21 protein-coding genes and 1 tRNA gene are annotated in these 20,127 nt (G+C 71.7%); 7 read left to right on the top strand and 15 right to left on the bottom strand.

The genetic code is table 11. The annotated features are described in order from the left end of the window. Nucleotides 1-18: 18 nt before the first annotated feature. The gene (locus IT072_RS08760) at nt 19-876 is read right to left on the bottom strand and encodes a siderophore-interacting protein (RefSeq protein WP_223360571.1); all 858 of its coding nucleotides are present in this window, start codon (nt 874-876) and stop codon (nt 19-21) included. 57 nt (nt 877-933) lie between these two features. Between IT072_RS08760 and IT072_RS08755 the strand changes: the two genes are divergently transcribed. Then, nucleotides 934-1,860, top strand: coding sequence for a Ppx/GppA phosphatase family protein (locus IT072_RS08755; protein ID WP_223360569.1), 927 nt, complete (start codon nt 934-936; stop codon nt 1,858-1,860). A 173-nt stretch (nt 1,861-2,033) separates the two neighbouring features. Further along, nucleotides 2,034-2,345 carry a hypothetical protein gene (locus IT072_RS08750; RefSeq protein ID WP_223360567.1) on the top strand — a complete coding sequence of 104 codons (312 nt, stop codon included), beginning with the start codon at nt 2,034-2,036 and terminating at the stop codon, nt 2,343-2,345. A 32-nt stretch (nt 2,346-2,377) separates the two neighbouring features. Here the strand turns inward: IT072_RS08750 and IT072_RS08745 are convergent, their stop codons facing one another. From IT072_RS08745 to IT072_RS08715, 7 genes are all read right to left on the bottom strand, one after another. After that, nucleotides 2,378-3,064: an SDR family oxidoreductase gene (locus tag IT072_RS08745; RefSeq protein WP_223360565.1), complete on the bottom strand. Its 687-nt coding sequence runs from the start codon at nt 3,062-3,064 to the stop codon at nt 2,378-2,380. Between the two features lie 40 nt (nt 3,065-3,104). Next, entirely contained in the window at nt 3,105-3,488 is a 384-nt protein-coding gene (locus tag IT072_RS08740) for a nuclear transport factor 2 family protein (protein WP_223360564.1), read from the bottom strand. Further along, nucleotides 3,488-4,480, bottom strand: coding sequence for an acetamidase/formamidase family protein (locus IT072_RS08735; protein ID WP_223360562.1), 993 nt, complete (start codon nt 4,478-4,480; stop codon nt 3,488-3,490). Before IT072_RS08735 ends, IT072_RS08740 begins: the two co-directional genes overlap by 1 nt. Next, entirely contained in the window at nt 4,477-4,986 is a 510-nt protein-coding gene (locus IT072_RS08730; protein WP_223360560.1) for a MaoC family dehydratase, read from the bottom strand. Before IT072_RS08730 ends, IT072_RS08735 begins: the two co-directional genes overlap by 4 nt. After that, nucleotides 4,983-5,948 carry an alpha/beta hydrolase gene (locus tag IT072_RS08725; protein ID WP_223360559.1) on the bottom strand — a complete coding sequence of 322 codons (966 nt, stop codon included), beginning with the start codon at nt 5,946-5,948 and terminating at the stop codon, nt 4,983-4,985. The genes IT072_RS08730 and IT072_RS08725 overlap by 4 nt, the downstream gene beginning before the upstream one ends. 28 nt (nt 5,949-5,976) lie before the next feature. After that, on the bottom strand, nt 5,977-6,690 hold the full coding sequence (locus IT072_RS08720; protein WP_223360557.1) for an alpha/beta hydrolase: 714 nt from the start codon (nt 6,688-6,690) through the stop codon (nt 5,977-5,979). 73 nt (nt 6,691-6,763) lie between these two features. Next, nucleotides 6,764-7,696, bottom strand: a complete 933-nt coding sequence (locus IT072_RS08715) for a helix-turn-helix transcriptional regulator (protein WP_223360556.1) — start codon at nt 7,694-7,696, stop codon at nt 6,764-6,766. Nucleotides 7,697-7,888: 192 nt separating this feature from the next. Here IT072_RS08715 and IT072_RS08710 point away from each other — a divergent pair, with 192 nt between their 5' ends. Then, entirely contained in the window at nt 7,889-8,782 is an 894-nt protein-coding gene (locus tag IT072_RS08710) for a helix-turn-helix domain-containing protein (protein ID WP_223360555.1), read from the top strand. A 24-nt stretch (nt 8,783-8,806) separates the two neighbouring features. On the opposite strand, the gene IT072_RS08705 is transcribed toward IT072_RS08710, so the two are convergent. Further along, on the bottom strand, nt 8,807-9,949 hold the full coding sequence (locus IT072_RS08705) for a PucR family transcriptional regulator (RefSeq protein ID WP_223360553.1): 1,143 nt from the start codon (nt 9,947-9,949) through the stop codon (nt 8,807-8,809). A 219-nt stretch (nt 9,950-10,168) separates the two neighbouring features. Between IT072_RS08705 and IT072_RS08700 the strand changes: the two genes are divergently transcribed. From IT072_RS08700 to IT072_RS08690, 3 genes are read left to right on the top strand one after another with little or no spacing between them, the layout of a single operon-like run. Next, entirely contained in the window at nt 10,169-11,662 is a 1,494-nt protein-coding gene (locus IT072_RS08700; RefSeq protein ID WP_223360552.1) for a class II fumarate hydratase, read from the top strand. Nucleotides 11,663-11,664: 2 nt separating this feature from the next. Continuing rightward, nucleotides 11,665-12,930, top strand: a complete 1,266-nt coding sequence (locus IT072_RS08695) for a threonine/serine ThrE exporter family protein (protein WP_223360550.1) — start codon at nt 11,665-11,667, stop codon at nt 12,928-12,930. After that, on the top strand, nt 12,927-13,664 hold the full coding sequence (locus tag IT072_RS08690; RefSeq protein WP_223360549.1) for a YoaK family protein: 738 nt from the start codon (nt 12,927-12,929) through the stop codon (nt 13,662-13,664). Before IT072_RS08695 ends, IT072_RS08690 begins: the two co-directional genes overlap by 4 nt. 71 nt (nt 13,665-13,735) lie before the next feature. On the opposite strand, the gene IT072_RS08685 is transcribed toward IT072_RS08690, so the two are convergent. The 6 genes from IT072_RS08685 to IT072_RS08660 all read right to left on the bottom strand — a co-directional run bounded on the left by IT072_RS08685 (nt 13,736) and on the right by IT072_RS08660 (nt 18,991). Next, nucleotides 13,736-13,807 (bottom strand) — tRNA-Gln (locus IT072_RS08685). A 58-nt stretch (nt 13,808-13,865) separates the two neighbouring features. Further along, nucleotides 13,866-14,819 carry an NAD(P)/FAD-dependent oxidoreductase gene (locus IT072_RS08680; RefSeq protein ID WP_223360548.1) on the bottom strand — a complete coding sequence of 318 codons (954 nt, stop codon included), beginning with the start codon at nt 14,817-14,819 and terminating at the stop codon, nt 13,866-13,868. 8 nt (nt 14,820-14,827) lie between these two features. Next, a complete protein-coding gene (gltX, locus tag IT072_RS08675) occupies nt 14,828-16,345 on the bottom strand; it encodes a glutamate--tRNA ligase (RefSeq protein WP_223360547.1) in 1,518 nt (505 codons plus the stop codon). Between the two features lie 42 nt (nt 16,346-16,387). Then, nucleotides 16,388-17,155 (bottom strand): fumarylacetoacetate hydrolase family protein, encoded by a 768-nt coding sequence (locus IT072_RS08670; protein WP_223360545.1) that lies wholly within the window; start codon nt 17,153-17,155, stop codon nt 16,388-16,390. A 1-nt stretch (nt 17,156) separates the two neighbouring features. Next, the gene (locus IT072_RS08665; RefSeq protein ID WP_223360544.1) at nt 17,157-18,050 is read right to left on the bottom strand and encodes a ketopantoate reductase family protein; all 894 of its coding nucleotides are present in this window, start codon (nt 18,048-18,050) and stop codon (nt 17,157-17,159) included. After that, complete coding sequence (locus IT072_RS08660; protein WP_223360543.1) at nt 18,047-18,991, bottom strand: LysR family transcriptional regulator; 945 nt, start codon at nt 18,989-18,991, stop codon at nt 18,047-18,049. The genes IT072_RS08665 and IT072_RS08660 overlap by 4 nt, the downstream gene beginning before the upstream one ends. A gap of 22 nt (nt 18,992-19,013) precedes the next feature. On the opposite strand from IT072_RS08660, the gene IT072_RS08655 reads away from it, so the two are divergent. Then, on the top strand, nt 19,014-20,123 hold the full coding sequence (locus IT072_RS08655; RefSeq protein WP_223360541.1) for an aminotransferase class V-fold PLP-dependent enzyme: 1,110 nt from the start codon (nt 19,014-19,016) through the stop codon (nt 20,121-20,123). Nucleotides 20,124-20,127: the final 4 nt, after the last annotated feature.

The raw sequence follows: 20,127 nt of genomic DNA, 5'->3' as shown, positions 1-20,127 counted from the left end.
CCGCCCCGGTCCGTCCGCTCAGGCGAACAGGTCCCCGACGGGCAGCCGCTTCTCGGCCTGGAACGTGTCCTCGGCACGACCCAGCGCCCAGTACGCGGAGAGCGAGAACTCCTCCCGGGTCAGCCCCCAGCCCTGCAGGACCGCGCGCACCCCCTTCATCGCCGTGCGCTCGCCGTGCGCGAAGACCTGCACCCGCCCGCCCGGCTCGGGGAGCGCCCGGACGGCCTCCACCAGCGGCTCGCCCGCGACCGCGGAGCCGCGGTGCACCCAGCGCACCTCCACCCCGGCGGGATGCTCCAGCTCCAGTTCGTCCGCCGCTCCCCCGACCTCGATCAGCACCAGCCCGCGCGCTTCCGCCACCATACCGGCGAGACCAGCCGCCACCGCGGGAAGAGCGCTGTCGTCGCCGATCAGCAGGTGCTCCACTCCGGGGTCGTCGACGGGGGCGTACATGCCGCCCGGGCCCGAGAGCGCGAGCAGGTCGCCGGGCTGCGCCGCTGCCGCCCACGGGCCGGCGATCCCCTCGTCGCCGTGCACGACGAAGTCGATCGTGAGCGTCTTCGCCTCCCGGTCGAGGTCGCGCACGGTGTAGGTGCGGCGCACCGGGACGTCCTCCGGCGGCAGCTCGGCCCGCAGCGCGTCCAGGTCGTACGGCGGCTGCAGGTCCAGCCCCGGCTTCGCCATCAGCAGCTTGACGTATTTGTCGGTCGTCGCCAGCTTGCCGGGATCCGCCTCCCCGACGAACGCGTCGAAGGCCGCACCTCCGAGCACCACGCGCACCAGGTGCGGGGTCAGCCGTTCGGTGCGCACCACCTCGAAGACATGCTGCGAACGGGCGGGGCGCGACGGACGGGAGCCGGAGAGCGGAAGGGTCATGATCCGATCGTATCCGCCGCGTATTCCGGCCTCCCATGCACGCATTACTGTCAAAGCATGCGCCTCGGAGTCCTCGACGTCGGTTCGAACACCATCCACCTCCTCGTCGTCGACGCCCACCCCGGCGCGCGCCCGATCCCCGCCGCCACGCACAAGTCCGTGCTGCGGCTGATGCGATACATCACGCCGGAGGGGGCCATCAGCGACGAGGGCTGCGCCGCCGTCCTCGACGCCATCTCCGCCGCGATGCGCGTGGCCGAGCAGGAGGGCATCGAGGAACTGCTCCCCTTCGCCACCTCCGCCATCCGGGAGGCCGCCAACGGGCCCACGCTGCTCGAACGCATCCGCACCGAGACCGGCGTCGACCTGCAGGTGCTGTCCGGCGAGGACGAGGCGCGGCTGACCTTCCTGGCCGTGCGCCGCTGGTCCGGCTGGTCGTCCGGCAGCATCCTGCTCCTCGACATCGGCGGCGGCTCGCTCGAGATCGCCGCGGGCGCGGACGAGTACCCGGAGATCGCCGTCTCGGTGCCACTCGGCGCCGGCCGCAGCACCATCGGATTCCTCCCCGACGACCCGCCCCGCGACGACCAGCTCGACGCACTCCGCGATCATGCGCGCACCACGCTGGCCGGCGCGGTCGCGAGGTTCCCGAACCGCCGGCCGGACGAGCACGTCATCGGAACGTCGAAGACCATCCGCTCGCTCGCCCGCCTCGCCGGCTCCACGAGCGAGGGCCCGGGCGGCGCCGAGCGCATCGTTCTGCGCCGCAGCGACCTCGCCGACTGGGTGCCGCGGCTGGCGCGAATGAACGCCGAGTCGCGCACGGCCCTACCCGGCATCACCGCCGACCGCACCTTCCAGATCGTCGCGGGGGGCGTGGTCCTCCGCGAGGCGATGCGCGCGTTCGGCGTCGACCAGCTCGAGGTGGTGCCGTGGGCGCTCCGCGAGGGCGTCATCCTCCGCTACCTCGACCATCTCGACTAGCCCCGAGGTTCACGTCGTTGCGGTCACGACCGCGGAATGGGCGCAACGACGTGAACCTCGGCGGCCGGGATGGCCGGGATGACGCGGTCGGCCGCACAGGTCGTCTCCTGGTACCCCAGCGACGGCACCCTCGGCCGATCCGACCGGCGGCGGTCCTTCGTAGCGTGGAAGACATGACCACCACTACTGCACCCAACCCGTACGACACCCGCCCTCCGGCCGGCATCGCGCCCCAGCCGGGCACCGGGCGCGGGACCGCGAGCCTCGTGCTCGGGATCTGCTCGCTGCTGGTCGGCTGGACCTTCTTCGCCCCCGTCATCGGGCTGATCCTGGGCGTCTCGTCCCGGAGTCGCGAGCCGTATGCCCGCGGCCGCGCCGGCTGGGGCATCGCCCTCAATCTGCTCGCGATGGGCGTCTGGATCCTGCTGGCGATCGCCGTGATCGCGCTCGGCGGCTTCGCGGCCGTGCAGAGCCTGATCGGCTGACGCCGGACCCGTCCGCGGCCGGGCCTGATCGTTCAGCGGCGCCGCATCGGCCGCACGCTGAGCGTCTCCACCGTCCCGGCCGACGGCAGGTCGACCACGGTCCGGACCGTCGCCGCGACCATCTCCGGCGTGATCGTGTACGCCTCGTCGTAGTCGTGACCTTCCCGGGCGACGAGAGCCCGCTGCATGTCCGTGTCGACGCGGCCGGGGTGGATGCTGCTCACCCGGACTCCGTTCGGCCGCTCCTCCTCCCGCAGCGCATCCGCCAGCGCCCGCGCGGCGAACTTCGAGGCCGCATACGGCCCACCCCCGGGTCCGCTCGTCAGCCCCGAGCCGCTGTTGATCACCACGACGAGCCCCTCGGCTCGCCGCAGCGCCGGCAGGGCGCGTCTGGTCAGCTCCGCGACCGCGAAGACGTTCACTTCGAACAGGTGCCGCCACGTCGCCCGGTCGGTGTCCTCGATCGTGCCGCCGTCTTCCGCACCCGCCGAGTGCACGAGCACATCCAGCCGCTCGGGGAGCGACGGCAGACCGTCGCCGGTGAGCTCCCCCACGTACGGCTCGGCCGACGGCAGGCCGGACACGACGCGCGCCACCGCGGCGTCGTCCCGGCCTCCGACCAGGACGTGATGGGTGCGCCCGAGCTCGCGGGCGATGGCAGCGCCGATGCCGCGAGAAGCACCGGTGACGAGGGCGATCGGGCGAGAGGCGGAGGTCATGCTTCGACCCTACGTGACCGCGACGACCGCGACCCCGGGATCATCCGATGTCGCGTGCGACGAAGCTCCAACCCGCACCGCGCCGGACCAGCCGATGGCTGACCCGCTGCACGGCGATCAGACGCCGATCCGTCGGATCCACGACCAGGAGGGCGGATCGCGCCGTCGCCTCGCCGTCGTCGATCTCCGCTGAGACGACGGGCGTCACCGTCAGGTGGAGGGTCGCGTCGGGTTCAGCGGCCCACACCTCTCTCACCCGGCGCTCGATGGCGTCCCGCCCGGCGACGCTGCCCTGCACCCCGGTCATCCGCGCACCGACGTCGAACAAAGCGGCATAGGCGGTCGCGTCACGACGGGTCGCGCAGTCGTCGGCCTCGGCGATGAGCGCCGCGATCTCGAGCCGCTCGGCTCCGGTCAGTCGCATCAGGATCCTCCCCGGAGCCACGCGCCGACCGCCGCGGAGGCGCGGGAGTCGAAGACGTCCTTCGGGATCATGGCGTGGACGGTCTTGGGCGGCGTCGCACTGTAGGCCGAGGCCGTCTGGTTCGCATACTGCGTCACGCGGAAGTCGACCGCCATGCTGCACAGGGCATACGCCTCACTGGGCGAGAGGTCCGTCACGGCGGCGAGCCAGGCGATCGTTCCGCGGAGGCAGGCCACGAGGGCGTCGTCGAGGCTGTCGGCGAAGCCGAACCGGACCCAGTGGGTGGCCGTCTCGACGAGCGGCGCGTCGAGCGGGACCCGGCGGTGGAGCGCGTACCGGATGTCGATGCGTTCGGCGGCCGTCTCGATGCCGGTCTGATCGACGACGCCTTCCGCCTGGCGCGCATGGATGTCGCCGAGCCAGACGCGCGCTCGGGGGCGGCGGACCGGGAGGAACACGGATGCGCCGACGCCGAGCTCGGGGAGGACGAGGTTGCCGCCCCACGGGCCGGCCGTGATCGCAGAGACCTCGTCGCCGCCGGGTTCGACCCCGAGCACACCGATCATCGGTCGTAGCGGAAGCCGCACACCGTGGGTGTAATCCGTGCCCGTCCGGGCGTCGTCGAAACGGAAGTAGTGGACGTAGGGCTCGGCGAAATCGTCGGGCAACGCTCCGACGCCGTGCGGGAACGAGTTCCACCCCCAGTCGATGGTGCGCAGATCGAGCACGGCGCACTCGACGACGTCCCCGGGCGCCGCCCCGGCGATCTCGACGGGGCCTACCATCGAGTAGGGGCCTTTCGGATAGCGATGGCGGAGCGGCTCGCGATCGGCGAAGCTCATGCCGTAGACCGCTTCGTTCCCCCAGTGCGTCCAGGTGTCGAGGTACCGGACGGTATCCCCCGGCTCGATCTGGACGGCGGCCGGTGCGGTCGGGTCGAGGTATCCCGACCGCACCGTCGCCCGAGTGGAGCGGAGCTCGGCGACGCTCACCGCGGCGGCTCCGCCTCGGGGGTGCGCCTCAGCACGTAGGTGTGCTCGCCGGCCAGCACCAGTTCCGACCGCTGGTTGTGCACGGTGACGGCTGCGGTGACCACGCCGTTCGCGCCCTCCGGGGTGAGCCCGGTGATCTCCAGCTGCGAGTAGAGCGTGTCACCGGCGTGGACCTCGCCGAGGAAGCGTGCGGAGAGACCCGTGAAGGCGATGAACACCTCGCCGATCTCCTGCGGGAACAGCGTCGCGCCGGGGGCCGTGAACGCCAGCACCTGCAGACCGTGCACGACGGGGGCGCTGTGGCCGTGGGCCGCCGCCCACACCGCGTCGTAGTGCACGGGGTGGTTGTCCGCGGAGACCGCCTGGAACGCGGACGCGTGCGCATCCGTCAGGGTCCGGCTCGGGGCACGGAACACCTCCCCGATGCGCAGCTGCTCGAACGTCCGCGGCTCGACGATCGCGAAGTCCAGCGGGTCGAAGCCGCCGCTCCCGCCGTCCGCGCTCATTCGGCGAGCCAGCCGGAGAGGAAGGAGACCGCCTGCGCGATCGCCGCCCGGGCCTGAGGGGTGTCGTGCAGGCTGTTCACCATCACGAAGTCGTGGATGATTCCTTCGTATCGCACTCCGGTCACCTCGACGCCCGCCCGGCGGAGCTTGGACGCATAGGCCTCCCCCTCGTCGCGCAGCACATCGCACTCGGCATTGATGACCAGCGCGGGCGGCAGTCCCGCCAGCTGCTCTTCGCTCGCCCGGAGGGGTGAGACGGTGATCTCGGCGCGCTCGTCGGCGCTGGTGGTGTACTGATCCCAGTACCAGCGCATCGCGTCGCGCGTCAGCCAGTAGCCGTCGGCGAACTCCCGGTAGGAGCCGTCGTCGAAGGCGGCGTCGGTGACGGGGTAGAACAGCACCTGCCCGCGGAAGGTCACATCGCCGCGCTCCTTCGCCATCAGCGTGAGCGCGATCGCCATGTTGCCGCCGACCGAGTCTCCCGCGACGGCGATGCGGCTTCCGTCGAGTCCTCTGTCGGCGCCGTGCTCGACGACCCATTTCGCGGCGGCATAGGACTGCTCGTTCGCAACCGGGTAGTGGACGTCGGGCGAGCGCGTGTACTCGGGGAACACCACAGCCGCCCCCGTGCCGACCGCGAGGTCGCGGACCAGCCGGTCGTGCGTGTGCGCGTCGCCGAACACCCACCCGGCGCCGTGGGTGTAGACGATCACGGGGAGGGCGCCGGTCGCGCCCACCGGCTTGACGATGCGCACGGGCACCGAGCCGGTGGGACCGCCGTCGACGGTGATCCAGGTGTCGTCGACCTCCGGCTTGGCGATCTCCGAGTCCTGCACCTGGTCGACCATCGTCCTCCCCTGCTCGGGCGGAAGCTGGTACAGGAACGGCGGCTCGACGGTGGCCTCGCAGAAGGCCAGTGCGGCGGGCTCGAGGGCGTATCCCTGGGGGTTGGCGGTCGCCATCTTCTTCTCCTTCGGTTGGGACGGGGAGTCAGGACACCTCGTCGGCGGCGGCGGCGATGAACGCCGCGACCTGTTCGGGGTGCGAGCGCATCACCAGGTGAGGGGCGTCGATCTCGACCACCGACCGGAGACCGGCCCGCTGGTAGCCGAAGCGCTCGACGTCGGGGTTGATCGTGTGGTCCGCGGCCGAGACGATCCCCCAGCCGGGCTTCGTCTTCCACGCGGCGACCGGGGCGGCCTCGCTGAAGGCCAGGGCGGCCAGCGGTCGCTGCGAGGCCGCCAGCACCTCCGAGACGGAACGGTCGATGCCCGCGGCGAAGACGTCCGGGAAGGCGTCCACCTTCACCGAGACGTCTGTGCCGGGTTCGCCGTCCTCGACGGGGAAGGGCGTGTAGACGAGGTTCGCAGCGAGGTCCGAGTCCGGGAATCCGCCCTGCAGCTGGCCGAGGCTCTCCCCTTCGTCGAGGGCGTAGCCCGAGAGATAGACCAGACCGACGACGTTGTCGGCGGCGCCGGCCACGGTGATGACCGCGCCACCGTACGAGTGGCCCGCGAGCAGCACCGGGCCGTCGATCTGCTCCACGACCGAGCGGATGTACGCGGAGTCGCCGATGAGGCTGCGGTTCGGCACAGCCGGAACCCGGACAGCGCGTCCCTGATCGAGCAGGATCCGTGTGACGGGCGCGAAGCTCGCCGCGTCGGCGAAGGCTCCGTGGACGAGGACGATGGTGGGTGCGGCCATGGCGGCGTTCCTTTCTCGGGGTTCGCAGGCCACGCTAGGAAAGGCCGCCGCGGTTGTCGTGACCCTGAGAGGATCACCCGTCGCCGGGCTCGGGCTCGGTTATCTCCTCCGGTCCCGGCCGCCGTTCACCGGCCTCGCCCAGTGCGCGGCTCACCTTGTCCTTCGCCAGCAGATACTCGACGGCCGCTGCGGCGGGAGAGCCGGGGTCGCCGAAGAAGGTGGTGAGGTACTGCCCGCCGCCCGGCACCTCCAGCGTCTGCCAGCGGAACGGGATGAGCCCGAACGGGGCGATATCGACCAGCGCCTCGCCCCGGCGTTGCGGATGTGCCTCGTGGCTCCCCCAGGCGTCTCGGAAGAGCTTGCACCGTGACGAGAGCGAGGCGACGAGCAGCTGCAGCCGTGGATCGTCGATGTCGGCGTGGTAGCGGAGGTTCGCTGTGGCGGACCGGATCGCCCCATCCCAGTAGGGCTTGCGCGCCTCGGCACCCGGTTCGGCGTCGGAGCCCTCCGCGCCGGCGACGATCGCCTCGATCAGATTGTCGCCCGGAGCGATCGCCATCGGGATGAAGCATCGCGCCAGCGTGTTCACCGCCAGGACGTCCTGGTTGCGGTCGACGACGTACGCGGGAGCCGAGGTCCACTGGTCCAGGAACGTCGTCACACTGTCCAGCGCGTCCGGGTCGGATGGCGCCGAGGGGCCAGCCGCGGACGGCCTGCGGGAGGGCACGGTCTGCCCCGCGAGCCGGAACAGGTAGTCGGTGGCGTCCGCGTCGAGTCGGAGAGCCCTGCCCAAGGCGAGCAGCACCTGCGGAGAGGGCTGGTGGTCCTTCCCCTGCTCCAGCCGCAGGTAGTACTCGGGACTGATCCCCGCCAGCACGGCGACTTCCTGACGGCGCAGCCCGGGCACGCGTCTCCGTGCGTCCGCCGAGAGGCCCGCGTCGGCGGGAGCGAGAGCGTCGCGCCGGGCACGCAGGTAGATCCCCAGCTCGGCGTGGGAGCCACTCATCACGACCGTCCTCTGCTGTGGCAGCTCCGATATGGATTCACCATTCCAGATTGTCGCAGCGGGCGCGCCCCGGCCGCCAGATCTGCACGATCAGCCGATTGTCCGTCCAGCTGCGCGCCCCCGGCCGCGATGCTCCCGGCTGCCGCCACGCCACGATTGTGCGATGCTGAGGCGACAGACCCCTGGAGGGAAATGCAGCTCCCGACCGATCCCACGTGCGTGCTCGTGCAGATGACGGCGACCACGCATGCCGAGCACGCGGTGTACCGCAGGATGGGCAGGCACTCGTTCGGCCATGTCGGGGTGGCCCAGATCGCCTCCGTCGCGCAGACGGTCGACTCCCGGATGGACGAGGTCCCGCCCCAGGCGATGGAGTCGACGCAGTTTCATTTCGTCCACTCCGGGAGCCTCGTCGTCCGTCTGGGCGAGAGCGACCACCGATTCGGCGTCGGCGACCTCGCCGTCTACGACGCGAGCCGTCCCTTCTCGTTCGTCTACCCGGAGGAGTTCCGAGCGACGATCATCCAAGTGCCGACCGTTCTGCTGCGGGCAGGCGGAGTGCTCCCGGAGGCGCTCAACGGCCGCGCGGTGGCCAGCGGCTCCCGGAGCAGGATCGCGCTCGAGGGGCTGCTGCGCGGCGCGGTCGGCGGGGCGACCCCGGGCGCCGACACCGGTCCCACCGCGCTCTCGCACCGGCTCGTCGGTGCTGCGCGAGCGGTGCTGCGCGATCTGGACGGCGACGGACCCGATCGGGGCGTCCGTCACACGGACCGTCTCGTCGAAGACGCCGTGGACCACATCCGGCGAGAATTCGCCGACCCTGCGCTCTCGGCCGGAACGATCGCCCTGCGCCTCCACGTCTCGCTCCGCACGCTCTTCGCCGCGTTCGAAGCCGAAGGGCAGACCGTCGCAGGCTCGATCCGGTCGGCACGGCTCGCCGCGGCGGAGCGGCTGCTCCTCACGACGGACGCCACCGTCGCCGAGACCGCCCGCGCAGTCGGCTACACCGATGTCACGGCCTTCATCCGGGTGTGGCGATCGCACACCGGGACGACGCCCGCGCGGTGGCGCCGCCTGGTGCGCTGACCGCAGCCCGCTGCCCGCCGCCGATCACGCGAACCGTGCCAGTTTGAGGCACAGGTGGAGGGCGCTGCGGGAGATGCCGTCGTCGAGCGCCTCCCGCACGACCTGCGGCAGATTGTCCAGTCGGTAGTAGAGGGTCGTCCGGTGCAGGTGGAGCCGTTCGCAGGCCGCCCGGACGTTCCCGCCGGCGTCCAGATACGTCTCGACGGTCTCCCTGTGCACGGGGTCGCTGTGGACGAGCAGGGCGTGCGCGGCGGGCGAGTAGCGGGCGAGGTGCGCCTCTCCGGCGGTGATCTCGGACAGCAACCGCCAGGTGCCGAGCTTCCGGATGTCGGCATATCCGCCCAGGGAGGTCACCGCGGCGACGATCGAGACCGCCGTCCGGGCGTCCTTCGCGACCGGGAGCAGATCGTCCTCCGCGCCGGTGGTCTGCGCGGAGCCGATGGCGAGGATGGGGAGACCGAGGTGCTCGGCGCGCTCCTGGAGCACCGGGAGCGCATCATCCGGAGACCCTCTCGTCAGGAAGACGAGGTCGCCGTCCTGGTCGTCGATCAGATCGAGCGGCGTCGTGCGCGGCGAAGAGCCGTACTTCGCGAACGTGGCCCGCTCGAGCTCCTGCGCACCGGAGTCGAGCCGCACGGCCAGGAGGGTCGCGCCGCCGCGCGGGGGAAGGAGGTGCGCGGCGCCGGCGTCGCGGAGCGCGCGGGTCCTGGTCGCCGGGTCCGGATCGAGCAGGCGTCGCAGGACTCCGGCACGGCGGTTCTCGCAGTCCTCCGACCGATGCCCGGCATTCAGCGCCGCGCGCGCGAGATCGACCGCGGAGTCGATCGCCGCATAGTCGCACGCCCGGAGCGGCGGCAGATTCCCGGTGATGAGCCACAGCACGGCGATCGGGCCGCCCTCGTCGCGGACCGGGACGGCGAGACGCTCTTTTCCGCCGAATCGGGTGAGGTCGACCGTGACCGGGCGCAGGGCATCTCCGACGCCGAGCTCGTCCAGATATGCGCGGACCGGTTCGGGGGTGGAGCGCTTCAACAGCGCTGACGCGCGGAGCTCGTCGATCTCGTCGCCCTGTGCCGAGGAGACGAGCGGTCGGTAGCGCAGGTCGTCGATCACCACGGACCGGGCCAGGTTCATGGCGAGCTGGTCGACGACATCCTGCAGATTCACGGTCGGGATTCTACGAACCGCCCACCGGGGTGAACGTGCCCCCAGCAGGGTCAGGGTCATCGGGGGGCCGAATCCCGGAGAGGACCGCGCCGCTCGACATCTCGCGGAAGATCTTCCGACTCCTGTCCCACGACGGTGGCACGGTGCCTTCCTACCGTCGTCCTCAGCACGACCGCACACCGAAGACGGCACGTGACGACAGCACGAGAGGAAAGACCGATGACGACGCACAAGGGCACTTCCCACACGACGCCGGCCGCCGCGGACAGCACGCCCCCGGTGCTCCACGACATCCCGATCGGGCTCGATGCGACCGGCACGCGCGCCGAGTTCGACAGTCTGGGATCCGTCGATGTCCCGGCGGACAAGTACTGGGGAGCTCAGACCCAGCGCTCCCTCCTCCACTTCTCCATCGGCAATGACCACAGGCCGAAGGAGGTGTACCACGCGTACGGCTACGTCAAGAAGGCCGCAGCGCTGGTGAACCTGGCCGCGGGCCGCTTGCCGAGATGGAAGGCGGACCCGATCATCCGCGCCGCCGAGGAGACCATCGCTGGAAAGCTCGACGCGCATTTCCCTCTCTTCGTCTGGCAGACCGGTTCCGGCACCCAGAGCAACATGAACGTCAACGAGGTCATCTCGAACCGCTCGATCCAGTTGCTCGGCGGCACGCTGGGCAGCCAGGAGCCGGTCGGGCCGAACGACGACGTCAACATGGGGCAGTCGAGCAACGACACCTTCCCCACCGCCATGCACATCGCCGCGATCCTGGAGATCGACGACCGGCTGCTCCCCCGGGTGCGCGAGCTCGCCGACGAGCTCGACCGCAAGGCGATCCAGTGGATGGATGTGGTCAAGATCGGCCGCACGCACCTCGAGGACGCCGTCCCGCTCACCGTCGGCCAGGAATGGTCCGGCTGGGCGGCGCAGATCCGCGCGTGCATCGCGGAGATCGAGCGCAGCAGGGAGGGGCTGTTGGAGCTCGCCGCCGGCGGCACGGCGGTCGGCACGGGACTCAACGCCCCCGAGGGCTTCAGCCGTGAGATCGCCCTGACGATCGCGGATCTGACGGGCAAGGAGTTCGTCACGGCGCCGAACAAGTTCATGGCCCAGGGCTCGCTCGACGCGATGGTCCGCGCCGATGCGGCCCTGCGAGGGCTCGCGGTCGCGTTGATGAAGATCGCCAACGACATGCGCTGGCTGGCGTCCGGCCCCCGCACCGGGTTCGCCGAGCTGATCCTCCCCGCCAACGAGCCCGGCTCGTCGATCATGCCGGGCAAGGTCAACCCGACCCAGTGCGAGGCGATGGTGATGATCTCCATCCAGGTCCTCGGTGACGACGCGGCCGTCGCCTTCGCAGGATCGCAGGGCAACTTCGAGCTCAACGCGATGCGTCCCGTGATCATCAACAACTTCCTGCACTCGGCACGCATCCTGGGCGACGGGATCGAGAAGTTCGTCGCCTACTCGGTCACGGGCACCGTCCTGAACGAGAAGAAGATCGCCTCCTACGTCGGGGAGAGTCTCATGCTCGTCACCGCGCTCAGCCCCGTGATCGGATACCAGAACTCGGCGCACATCGCCGAGGACGCGCTCGCGCACGATCTGTCGCTGCGCGATGCGGCCATCGCCTCGGGACATGTCACCGCCGAGCAGTTCGATGCGATCGTCGTGCCGTCCACCCTTGTCGGCCACGGGGTCGAGGGCGCCTGAGGATGCCGACAGGACCCGAAACCACGCGGGATGCTGTGTCCGGCGAGCGGCTGGCCGCGGACGCCCTCGAGACCCTCCATGCCAACGGGGCCGAGTCCCACCGGACCCGCGCGCGGGCGGACCAGTTGTCATCCGCTCTCGGGGAGCCGATCGAGCTCGACCTGGGCTGGAACCGCTCCGAGGTCACGGCCGCGAGCGGCTCCCGGCTCGTGTTCAGGACGCCACCGTCGAATCTGGGCATGAACCGCGTCCTCGCCGTGGATCGGGCGATCGACGCCCTCGCCGCCGGGCGAACCGACCCGGCGGCGGCATATGAGGCGGTGCGGCGAGCGGCCGCGCTCCCGGCCGCGAACCTGGCGCTGTTCGTCCTGGCCTGCGCCGCGGGCGCCTCGTGTCTCGCGGTCATCTTCGGAGTCCGGCGGTGGGAGCCGATCGCCGTCATCGTGGTGTCCGCCACTCTGGGCGCGGTGGTCCGACGGCTGCTCGGCCGGGCCGGCGCATCCCCGTTCTGGCAGGTCGGAGCCGCCGCCCTGATAGCGGGCGTGCTCGGCGCCGCCGCGATCGACCTGGGCTTCAGCTCCGAGCTGCGGCTCGCCGTGGTGTGCCCGTGCATGATCCTCGTCCCGGGTCCGCACCTCCTGAACGGCGCCTTCGACCTGGCCGGGCTGCGTATCCCGCTGGGCGTGAGCCGCCTCACCTTCGCCGCGGTCACTCTCCTGTCGATCGGCGCGGGCCTCGTGATCGGCCTCACGATCGGGGGCGCGAACCTGATCCCGGAGCCCGGCGGGCGGGAGGTCCCGGTGCTGCTCGACGCCGTCGCTGCGGGGGTCGTGGCCGTGTGCTACGGCGTCTTCTACTCGGCGCCCGTGCGCATCCTCTACTGGCCGCTCCTGGTGGGCGGGGCCGTCCACGCTCTCCGATGGACCGCCATCACCGTGTGGCACTGGGACTCCGCTCTCGCCGCCGTCCTCGCCTGCCTTCTCGCGGCGGGTGTGCTCCTTCCCGCCTCTCGTCGGTTCGGAGTGCCGTTCGCCGCCGTCGGGTTCGCCTCCGTCGTGTCGCTCATGCCCGGTGTGCTCATCTTCCGCGTGCTCGACGGTCTGACGGTCCTGCAGCGGTCGTCCGGGGAGGCGGCCCAGCGGTTGCTCGTCGAGATCGTTCAGGACGCGACCGAGGCGGGCCTCACGGTGTTCGGCATGGCGGTCGGGATCCTGATTCCGGCGTTCGTCCACAACCGGATCCGCGCCGCGAGAGGGACGGGAGCGTGACGACCTCTGGCTCGCGCGTCGCGTCGAGGGACGACCTCGGCTCCGGTGCACTGTGGACCGCGGCCGCGCTCAGTCTCATCGCCGGAGCGACGGATGTGACCAGCTGGCTGCTGCTCGGCGGCTTCTTCTCCGCCCACGTGACGGGCAACCTCGTGGTGCTGGCCGCCGACGCGGTCACCGGCCATCGGCCGGCTCCGGCGAGCCTCCTCGCGATTCCCGTGTTCGTCGTCGTGGTCGCCGTGGTCACCGTGACAGGACGCGCCTCCGCGTGGTTGAGGAGGCGCCGGTTCGGACCCCTGCTCGCCGTTCAGACCGTCCTGCTCGCGGTCGCCGCCGTGCTCTCCTTCACGACGACGGCCTCGGCAGACCCGGCCGCCCCGCTCGCGGTCGTCATCGGTCTGTGCGCGGTCGCGGCGATGGCGACCCAGAACGCCTACCTGCACCTCCTCCCCGGCGCGGCGTTCTCGACAGCGGTGATGACCGGCAACCTCGTCGTCGCCACCATGGCCGCCGTCGACCTCGTCCGCACGCGCGGTCACGACCGGGCCGTCCGCGAAAGGTGGACCGCGGCCTGGCCTCTGCTCACCGGGTTCATCGTGGGATGCCTGGTCGGCGCGACCGGGGCCAGCATGATCGGCGACCACGCTGCGATCACCCCCGCGGCCCTGTCGCTGATCCTCGCGGGCGTCACCGCCGCCGTCGGCCGGCGGAGGGGTGGGGGCGCGGGCGGGTGAGGCCCGGGGCCCGGCGAACTCGGGCCGCGGGATGACAGCAAAAAAGCCCCGGAATTCCGGGGCTTCGCTTGCTGGGGTACCTGGACTCGAACCAAGAACAACTGAACCAGAATCAGCCGTGTTGCCAATTACACCATACCCCAAGGGCTTCGGGCCAAGGCCCGGGCACGAGAAACAACTCTATCCTACGCGCGCAACGAACTACAAAACGGCGCGCTCGTCCGCCTGGATGCCGATCAGGTCGCGGTTGACGGCGGATGCGACGACGGCGCCGGAGCCGGCCGCGACGATGAGCTGCTGGGGTCCGGGGGCCGTGGTCTCTCCTGCGGCGTAGACACCGGGGAGCGAGGTGCGGCCCTGACGGTCGGTCACCAGGTAGCCGTCGGTGTCCCGGTCGAGGTCGAGGCCGGCGGCGAAGTCGAGCGCCGGGGTCCAGGCGGGGCGCACGAAGCCGCCCGCCCGCTCGATCACCGTGCCGTCGGCCAGTCGCACGCCGGTCATCACGCCCTTGTCCCCCACCACGTCGTCGATCGGGCGGCGCTCGACGGTGACGCCCAGCCGGGCCAGGGCCCGCTCCTCGTCCGCGCTCACGGGTGCGACACCGTTGGTGAACACCACGAGGTCGTCGGTCCACTGGGTGAGCAGGAGGGCGCGCTCGGCGAGGTCGGCGGACTCGCCGATGAGGGCGAGCGGCGTATCGGCCTTCTCGAAGCCGTCGCACTCGACGCAGCTGTGCAGCTGGGTGCCGTAGTAGGCGCGAAGGCTCGGGATGGCGGGCATGGTCTCGGTGACGCCGGTCGCGAGCACGAGGGCCTCCGCGACCGTGTCCACGTCCGCGCCGCCGCGCACGCCGCGGGCGCGCACCCGGAAGCCCGAGCCCTCCAGCTCGATCGACCCGACCTGGGCGAAGACGACCTGCGCGTTGTCGTAGGCGTCGACCTCCTCGCGGCCGAGACGGCGCAGCTCCAGCGGAGGCACGCCGTCACGGGTCAAGAAGCCGCGCGCGATCAGTGTCGCAGCGTGCCGGGGCCGGTTGCCGTCGACGACGAGCACCCGCCGCCGCGCACGCGCGAGGTTCAGTGCGGTCGAGAGCCCGGCCGGGCCGCCGCCGACGACGACGACCTCGAACGCTGCGTGCTCGCTCTGCTCGGGCACCGCTCCCCCTAGGCCAGCGACGCCGAGAGCCGGTCGAGCCGCGCGATGGTGTCGGCCTTGCCCAGGATCTCCATCGACTCGAACAGCGGCGGCGACACCCGGCGCCCCGAGACGGCGACACGCAGCGGGCCGAAGGCAACACGGGGCTTGAGGCCCATCGTCTCGATCAGGGCGTCGCGCAGGGCGCTCTCGATGGCGTCGTGGGTCCACTCGGCCTCGGGGATGTCGCCCAGGGCGCCGAGGGAGGCGGCGAGCACCTCGCCGGTGTTCGCGGGCAGCGACGCACGGGCGTCGTCCTCCACCACGAGCGAGGCGGCGTCGGTGAACAGGAAGCCGAGCATCCCCGGCGCCTCGCCGAGCAGCTGCATGCGCTCCTGGACCAGGGGTGCCGCCTCCGCGAGCACCGTGCGCTGCGCCTCGGTGAGCGGCTCGGTGAGGATACCCGCGGCCACCAGGTACGGGATGGTCCGCTCGGCGAAGTCCGCGACCTCCAGCAGCCGAATGTGGTCGCCGTTGATCGACTCGGCCTTCTTCTGGTCGAAGCGTGCCGGGTTCGGGTTCACGTCGGCGACATCGAACGCGGCGACCATCTCGTCGGTCGAGAACACGTCGCGGTCGTGGCTCAGCGACCAGCCGAGCAGCGCGAGGTAGTTGACCAGGCCTTCGGGGATGAAGCCACGATCACGGTGGTGGAACAGGTTCGACTCGGGGTCGCGCTTCGAAAGCTTCTTGTTGCCCTCGCCCATGACGTACGGGAGGTGGCCGAAGCGCGGTACGAAAGTGGTCACGCCCGCGTCGATCAGGGCATGGTACAGCGCGATCTGGCGCGGAGTGGACGACAGGAGGTCCTCGCCGCGCAGCACGTGGGTCACGCCCATGAGCGCGTCGTCGACCGGATTCACGAAGGTGTAGAGCGGCTTGCCGTTGGGGCGCACCACCACGAAGTCGCTGAACGAGCCGGCAGGGAAGGTGATCTCGCCGCGCACCAGGTCGTCGAAGCTGAGGTCGTCGTCCGGCACGCGCAGACGCAGGGCCGGCTCGCGGCCCTCGGCGCGGTAGGCCGCCTTCTGCTCCTCGGTCAGGTCGCGCTCGAAGTTGTCGTAGCCGAGCTTCAGGTCACGGCCGAGCGAGACGTTGCGCGCCTCGATCTCCTCGCCGGTGGCGAAGCTCTCGTAGATGTGGCCCGACTCCTTCAGGCGCTCGATGAGCTCCTGGTAGATCTCGCCGCGCTGCGACTGCCGGTACGGCCCGTGCGGGCCGCCCACGTCGATTCCCTCGTCCCAGTCGAGCTTCAGCCAGGTGAGCGCGTCGATGATCTGCGCGTAGCTCTCCTCGCTGTCGCGCGCCGCGTCGGTGTCCTCGATGCGGAAGACGAGCTTGCCTCCGGTGTGCCGCGCGTACGCCCAGTTGAACAGGGCGGTGCGGATCAGGCCGACGTGCGGCGTGCCGGTCGGCGACGGGCAGAAGCGGACGCGGACGTCCGAGCCGGTGGCCGTGGAGAAGGGGTGCGAAGCGTTGTCAGACATACCGCTCCCAATCCTAGTCAGGAGCGGCCGTGCGCGGCGCGGCTACTTGGGGGCGCGCACAGGGTTGACGAGCGAGCCGACCCCGTCGATCTCCACCTCGACCGTGTCGCCGGCCACGAGGGGCCCGACGCCGGCGGGCGTGCCGGTCAGGATGACGTCGCCGGGGAGCAGGGTGAAGACGCTCGACGCGTAGGCGATGATCGACGGGATGTCGTGCACCATCTCCGAGAGACGCGCCTCCTGCTTCAGTTCGCCGTTCACCCGGGTGCGCAGGAACGCCTCCGGGTCGAGCTCGGTCTCGATCACGGGGCCGAGCGGGCAGAACGTGTCGAAGCCCTTCGCGCGCGTCCACTGACCGTCCTTCTTCTGGAGGTCGCGGGCGGTCACGTCGTTGGCGACGGTGTACCCGAAGATGTACTCGTGGGCCTTCGCCTCCGGCACGTTGCGGGCGATCGTCCCGATCACGACGGCCAGCTCGCCCTCGAACTCCACGCGCTCCGACTGCGGCGGCAGCAGGATGGCGTCGCCGAGGCCGATGACGGACGTGTTCGGCTTGAGGAAGAGCAGCGGCTCGGCCGGCGCCTCCCCGCCCATCTCGGCGGCGTGGTCCCGGTAGTTCTTGCCGACCGCCACCACCTTCGAGCGCGGGATGACCGGCGCGAGCAGAGCGCCGACCTTCCCGAGCGGCACACGCTCGCCCGTGGTGTCGAATCCGGCGAACATGGGGTCCCCGGCGAGGACGACGAGGGCGTCGTCGTCGACGATTCCGTAGTCGATGGCGCCGTCGTGGCTGAATCGTGCGATCTTCACCCTACGAGCCTAGCCCCGCGACGATCCGGGCGATCGCGGGCGTGGGCACGCCGTCGCGCTCCCCGATGCGCAGCAGTGCGCCGCCGATGGCGTCGAGCTCGCTCGGCGCGCCGGCCGCGAGGTCCTCCTGCAGGGACGTGCGCATCCCGCCCGGCACCGTGGCGAGCACACTCATCAGGTCGACCGCGGTGGCGGGAACACCTTCGGCGGTGGAGCAGGCGACGATCTCCGCGACCACGGCCTCGGTCAGCTCCGGCTCCGCGCTGAGGGCGGCGCCGGCCGGCTGGCGCCAGTGCGAGGTGAGCAGGGCGAGGCTCGCCAGCATCCGGAACTTCGCCCAGAGCACCTCGGACTCGGTTCCGCGGGCGCGCACGCGCGGCCCGGCGTCGGCGAGCGCGCGGACCGCCGCGAATCCGGCCGCCGCCTCCGGGGCCTCGATGTTCACGAACGGGCTGCGGTGGTCGATCACGCTCGGCGAGAGGCGCAGCGCCGAGACCGCGACCGACGCGCCCGCGACCGCGACGCCCGGGAGCGCGGCGCGCAGCGGCCCGACGTGCTCCACCCCGTTGAGGAACGAGACGACCTCGACGGGCCGGGAGGCGGCGATGTCGGGCAGCACCGCGTCCAGCCCGTACGCCTTCGTGGCGAGGATGACGCTCGCCCCGTCCGGCACGACCGTGTCGGCCGGGACCCGCTCCACGCCGGAGCCGAACTGCGCGCTGCGCACCTCGATGCCGTCCGCGCGGAGGGCGTCCACCGTGGCCGGGCGCCCCACCGCGACCACGTCCCGCCCCGCCCGGTGCAGCAGCCACGCCACGAGGCCGCCGACCGCGCCGGGCCCCACGACCGCGAAGACGGTCTCGTCGGCGCGGGTCACGTCGCTCTCGTCGCTCATCCCACCGATGCTAGTCGCCACTCCCCCACCTCGAGCCCGGCGATGGCCTCGGCGGTGGCGGAGATCGCCGGCACGACGTCGGCCCCCGCCGCGCCGACGAGATTGATCGTCCGGTGGTCGCGGTTGCCTGTCGAGCGGAGCACGACGCCGGCCTGCTCCCCGGCCGAGCCGACCGCGAGGCCGGGGAGCAGGGCGAGGCGCATGCCCTCGGCCACCATCCGCAGCACGGCGACGAAGTTGTCGGTCTCATAGGCGATGCGCGGCTCGTAGCCGCGCCCGGCCGCAAGTTCCAGCAGGTGGCCGCGGCAGCGCGGACACCCGCCGATCCACGCCTCGTCCGCCAGGTCAGCCAGGTCGACGCGTTCGCGCACGGCGAGGGGATGCCCGGAGGGGAGGGCCAGCAGCATCTCGTCGCGCCAGAGCGGTGCGACCGCCAGGCCACGCGCGCTCTCGCGGTGCGGGTCGACCCGGTCTCCCGGATAGCCGAAGGTGATCGCCAGATCGGCGGTCTGCGCCCGGACGGCGGCGACGGCCTCCGGCGGCTCGGCTTCGAGGTAGGTGATCCGCACTCCGGGATGCCGGGCCTCCATGGTGCTCAGGAGGCGCGGCACGAGGGAGGACGAGGCGGAAGGGAATCCCGCCAGGCGCACCCGGCCCGTCCGCAGGCCGCGCAGGTCGTCGAGCTCGCCCGCCGCGGCGTCGAGCGCGGTCGTGACCGCCAGCGCATGCCGGGCGAGCACACGCCCGGCCTCGGTGAGGCGCACGCCGCGCCCGGCACGCGCGACGACGGGGAGCCCGATCCGGGCCTCCAGCTTGCGCAGGTGCTGACTCACCGCCGGCTGGCTGTATCCGAGGGCCTCGGCGGCGCGCGTGATCGATCCTTCGTCCGCGATCGCGCGGACCACGCGGAGGCTGTGGGAGTCGAGGTCGTCGGGCAGCATTCAGTAATCATAACCAATCCGAATGGATGCGATTGAATACCTGATCTGGTGCGATGGATGGCGCATCCCGCACGGTGGAGGCATGCTCACCTTTCAGGACCGCTTCCCCGCCGGAGCCGGCTATCTCGCCGCGTGCACGCAGGGCCTGCCGACCCATGCGACCGTCGCCGCCGGCCGCGCGGACCTCGACCGCTGGGCGTCCGGCGCTTCGTCGCCCGTCGACTACGACGACGCGGTGCGCCGGGCCCGCGCCTCCTTCCCGCGCCTCGCCGGCGTACCGGTCGACGCCGTCGCGATCGGCTCGCAGGTGTCGGTGCTCGCCTCGCTCGTCGCCGCGTCCGTGCCCGACGGCGCGACCGTGCTCTGCGCCGACGGCGACTTCGCGTCGATGGTCGCACCCTTCTATGCGCAGGCCCACCGCGGCGTCGTCGTGCGCTCGGCACCACTGGCCGCCCTCGCAGACGCGATCGACGACCGCACCTGGCTCGTGGCGTTCTCCCTCGTGCAGTCGGCGACCGGCGCGCTCGCCGACGCCGACGGGATCCTCGCGGCGTGCGCCCGAACCGGGACGCGCACCTTCGCCGACCTCACCCAAGCGCTCGGCTGGCTGCCCGTCGACGCCTCGCGGTTCGACGTCACCGCCACGCACGCCTACAAATGGCTGTGCGCACCCCGCGGGTCCGCCTTCCTCACCGTCGGCGATGTGATGCGCGAGGCACTCGTGCCGGTGCACGCGGGCTGGTGCGCGGGTGAGGACCCGTGGACATCCTGCTACGGGCCCGTCGTCGAACCGGCCCGCTCCGCCCGACGCTTCGACGTCTCGCCCGCGTGGCCGGTCTGGCCGGGAACCGCGGCCGCCCTCGGCCTCTTCGACGACCTCGACATCCACGCCGTCCACGCGCACGCGACCGCGCTCGGCGATACGTTCGCCGAGGCGATGGGCCTGCCGACCCGCGGGCAGGCGATCGTCACCTGGGACGACCCCGACGGCGCCGCCCTGGCCGACCTCGCCGCGGCCGGCCTCCGCGCCTCCGGTCGCGCGGGCCGCGCCCGCGTCGCCTTCCACCTCTGGAACGACGAAGCCGACGTGCACGCCGCCCTGAAGGCGGTGCGCACGCCGGCCGTCCGCTGAAGGA

This window comes from Leifsonia sp. ZF2019 (genome assembly GCF_019924635.1).
In the GTDB taxonomy this organism is placed as follows: domain Bacteria; phylum Actinomycetota; class Actinomycetes; order Actinomycetales; family Microbacteriaceae; genus Leifsonia.
The sequence above is the reverse complement of the archived record's forward strand: the minus strand, read 5'-3'. Positions and strand labels throughout refer to the sequence as shown.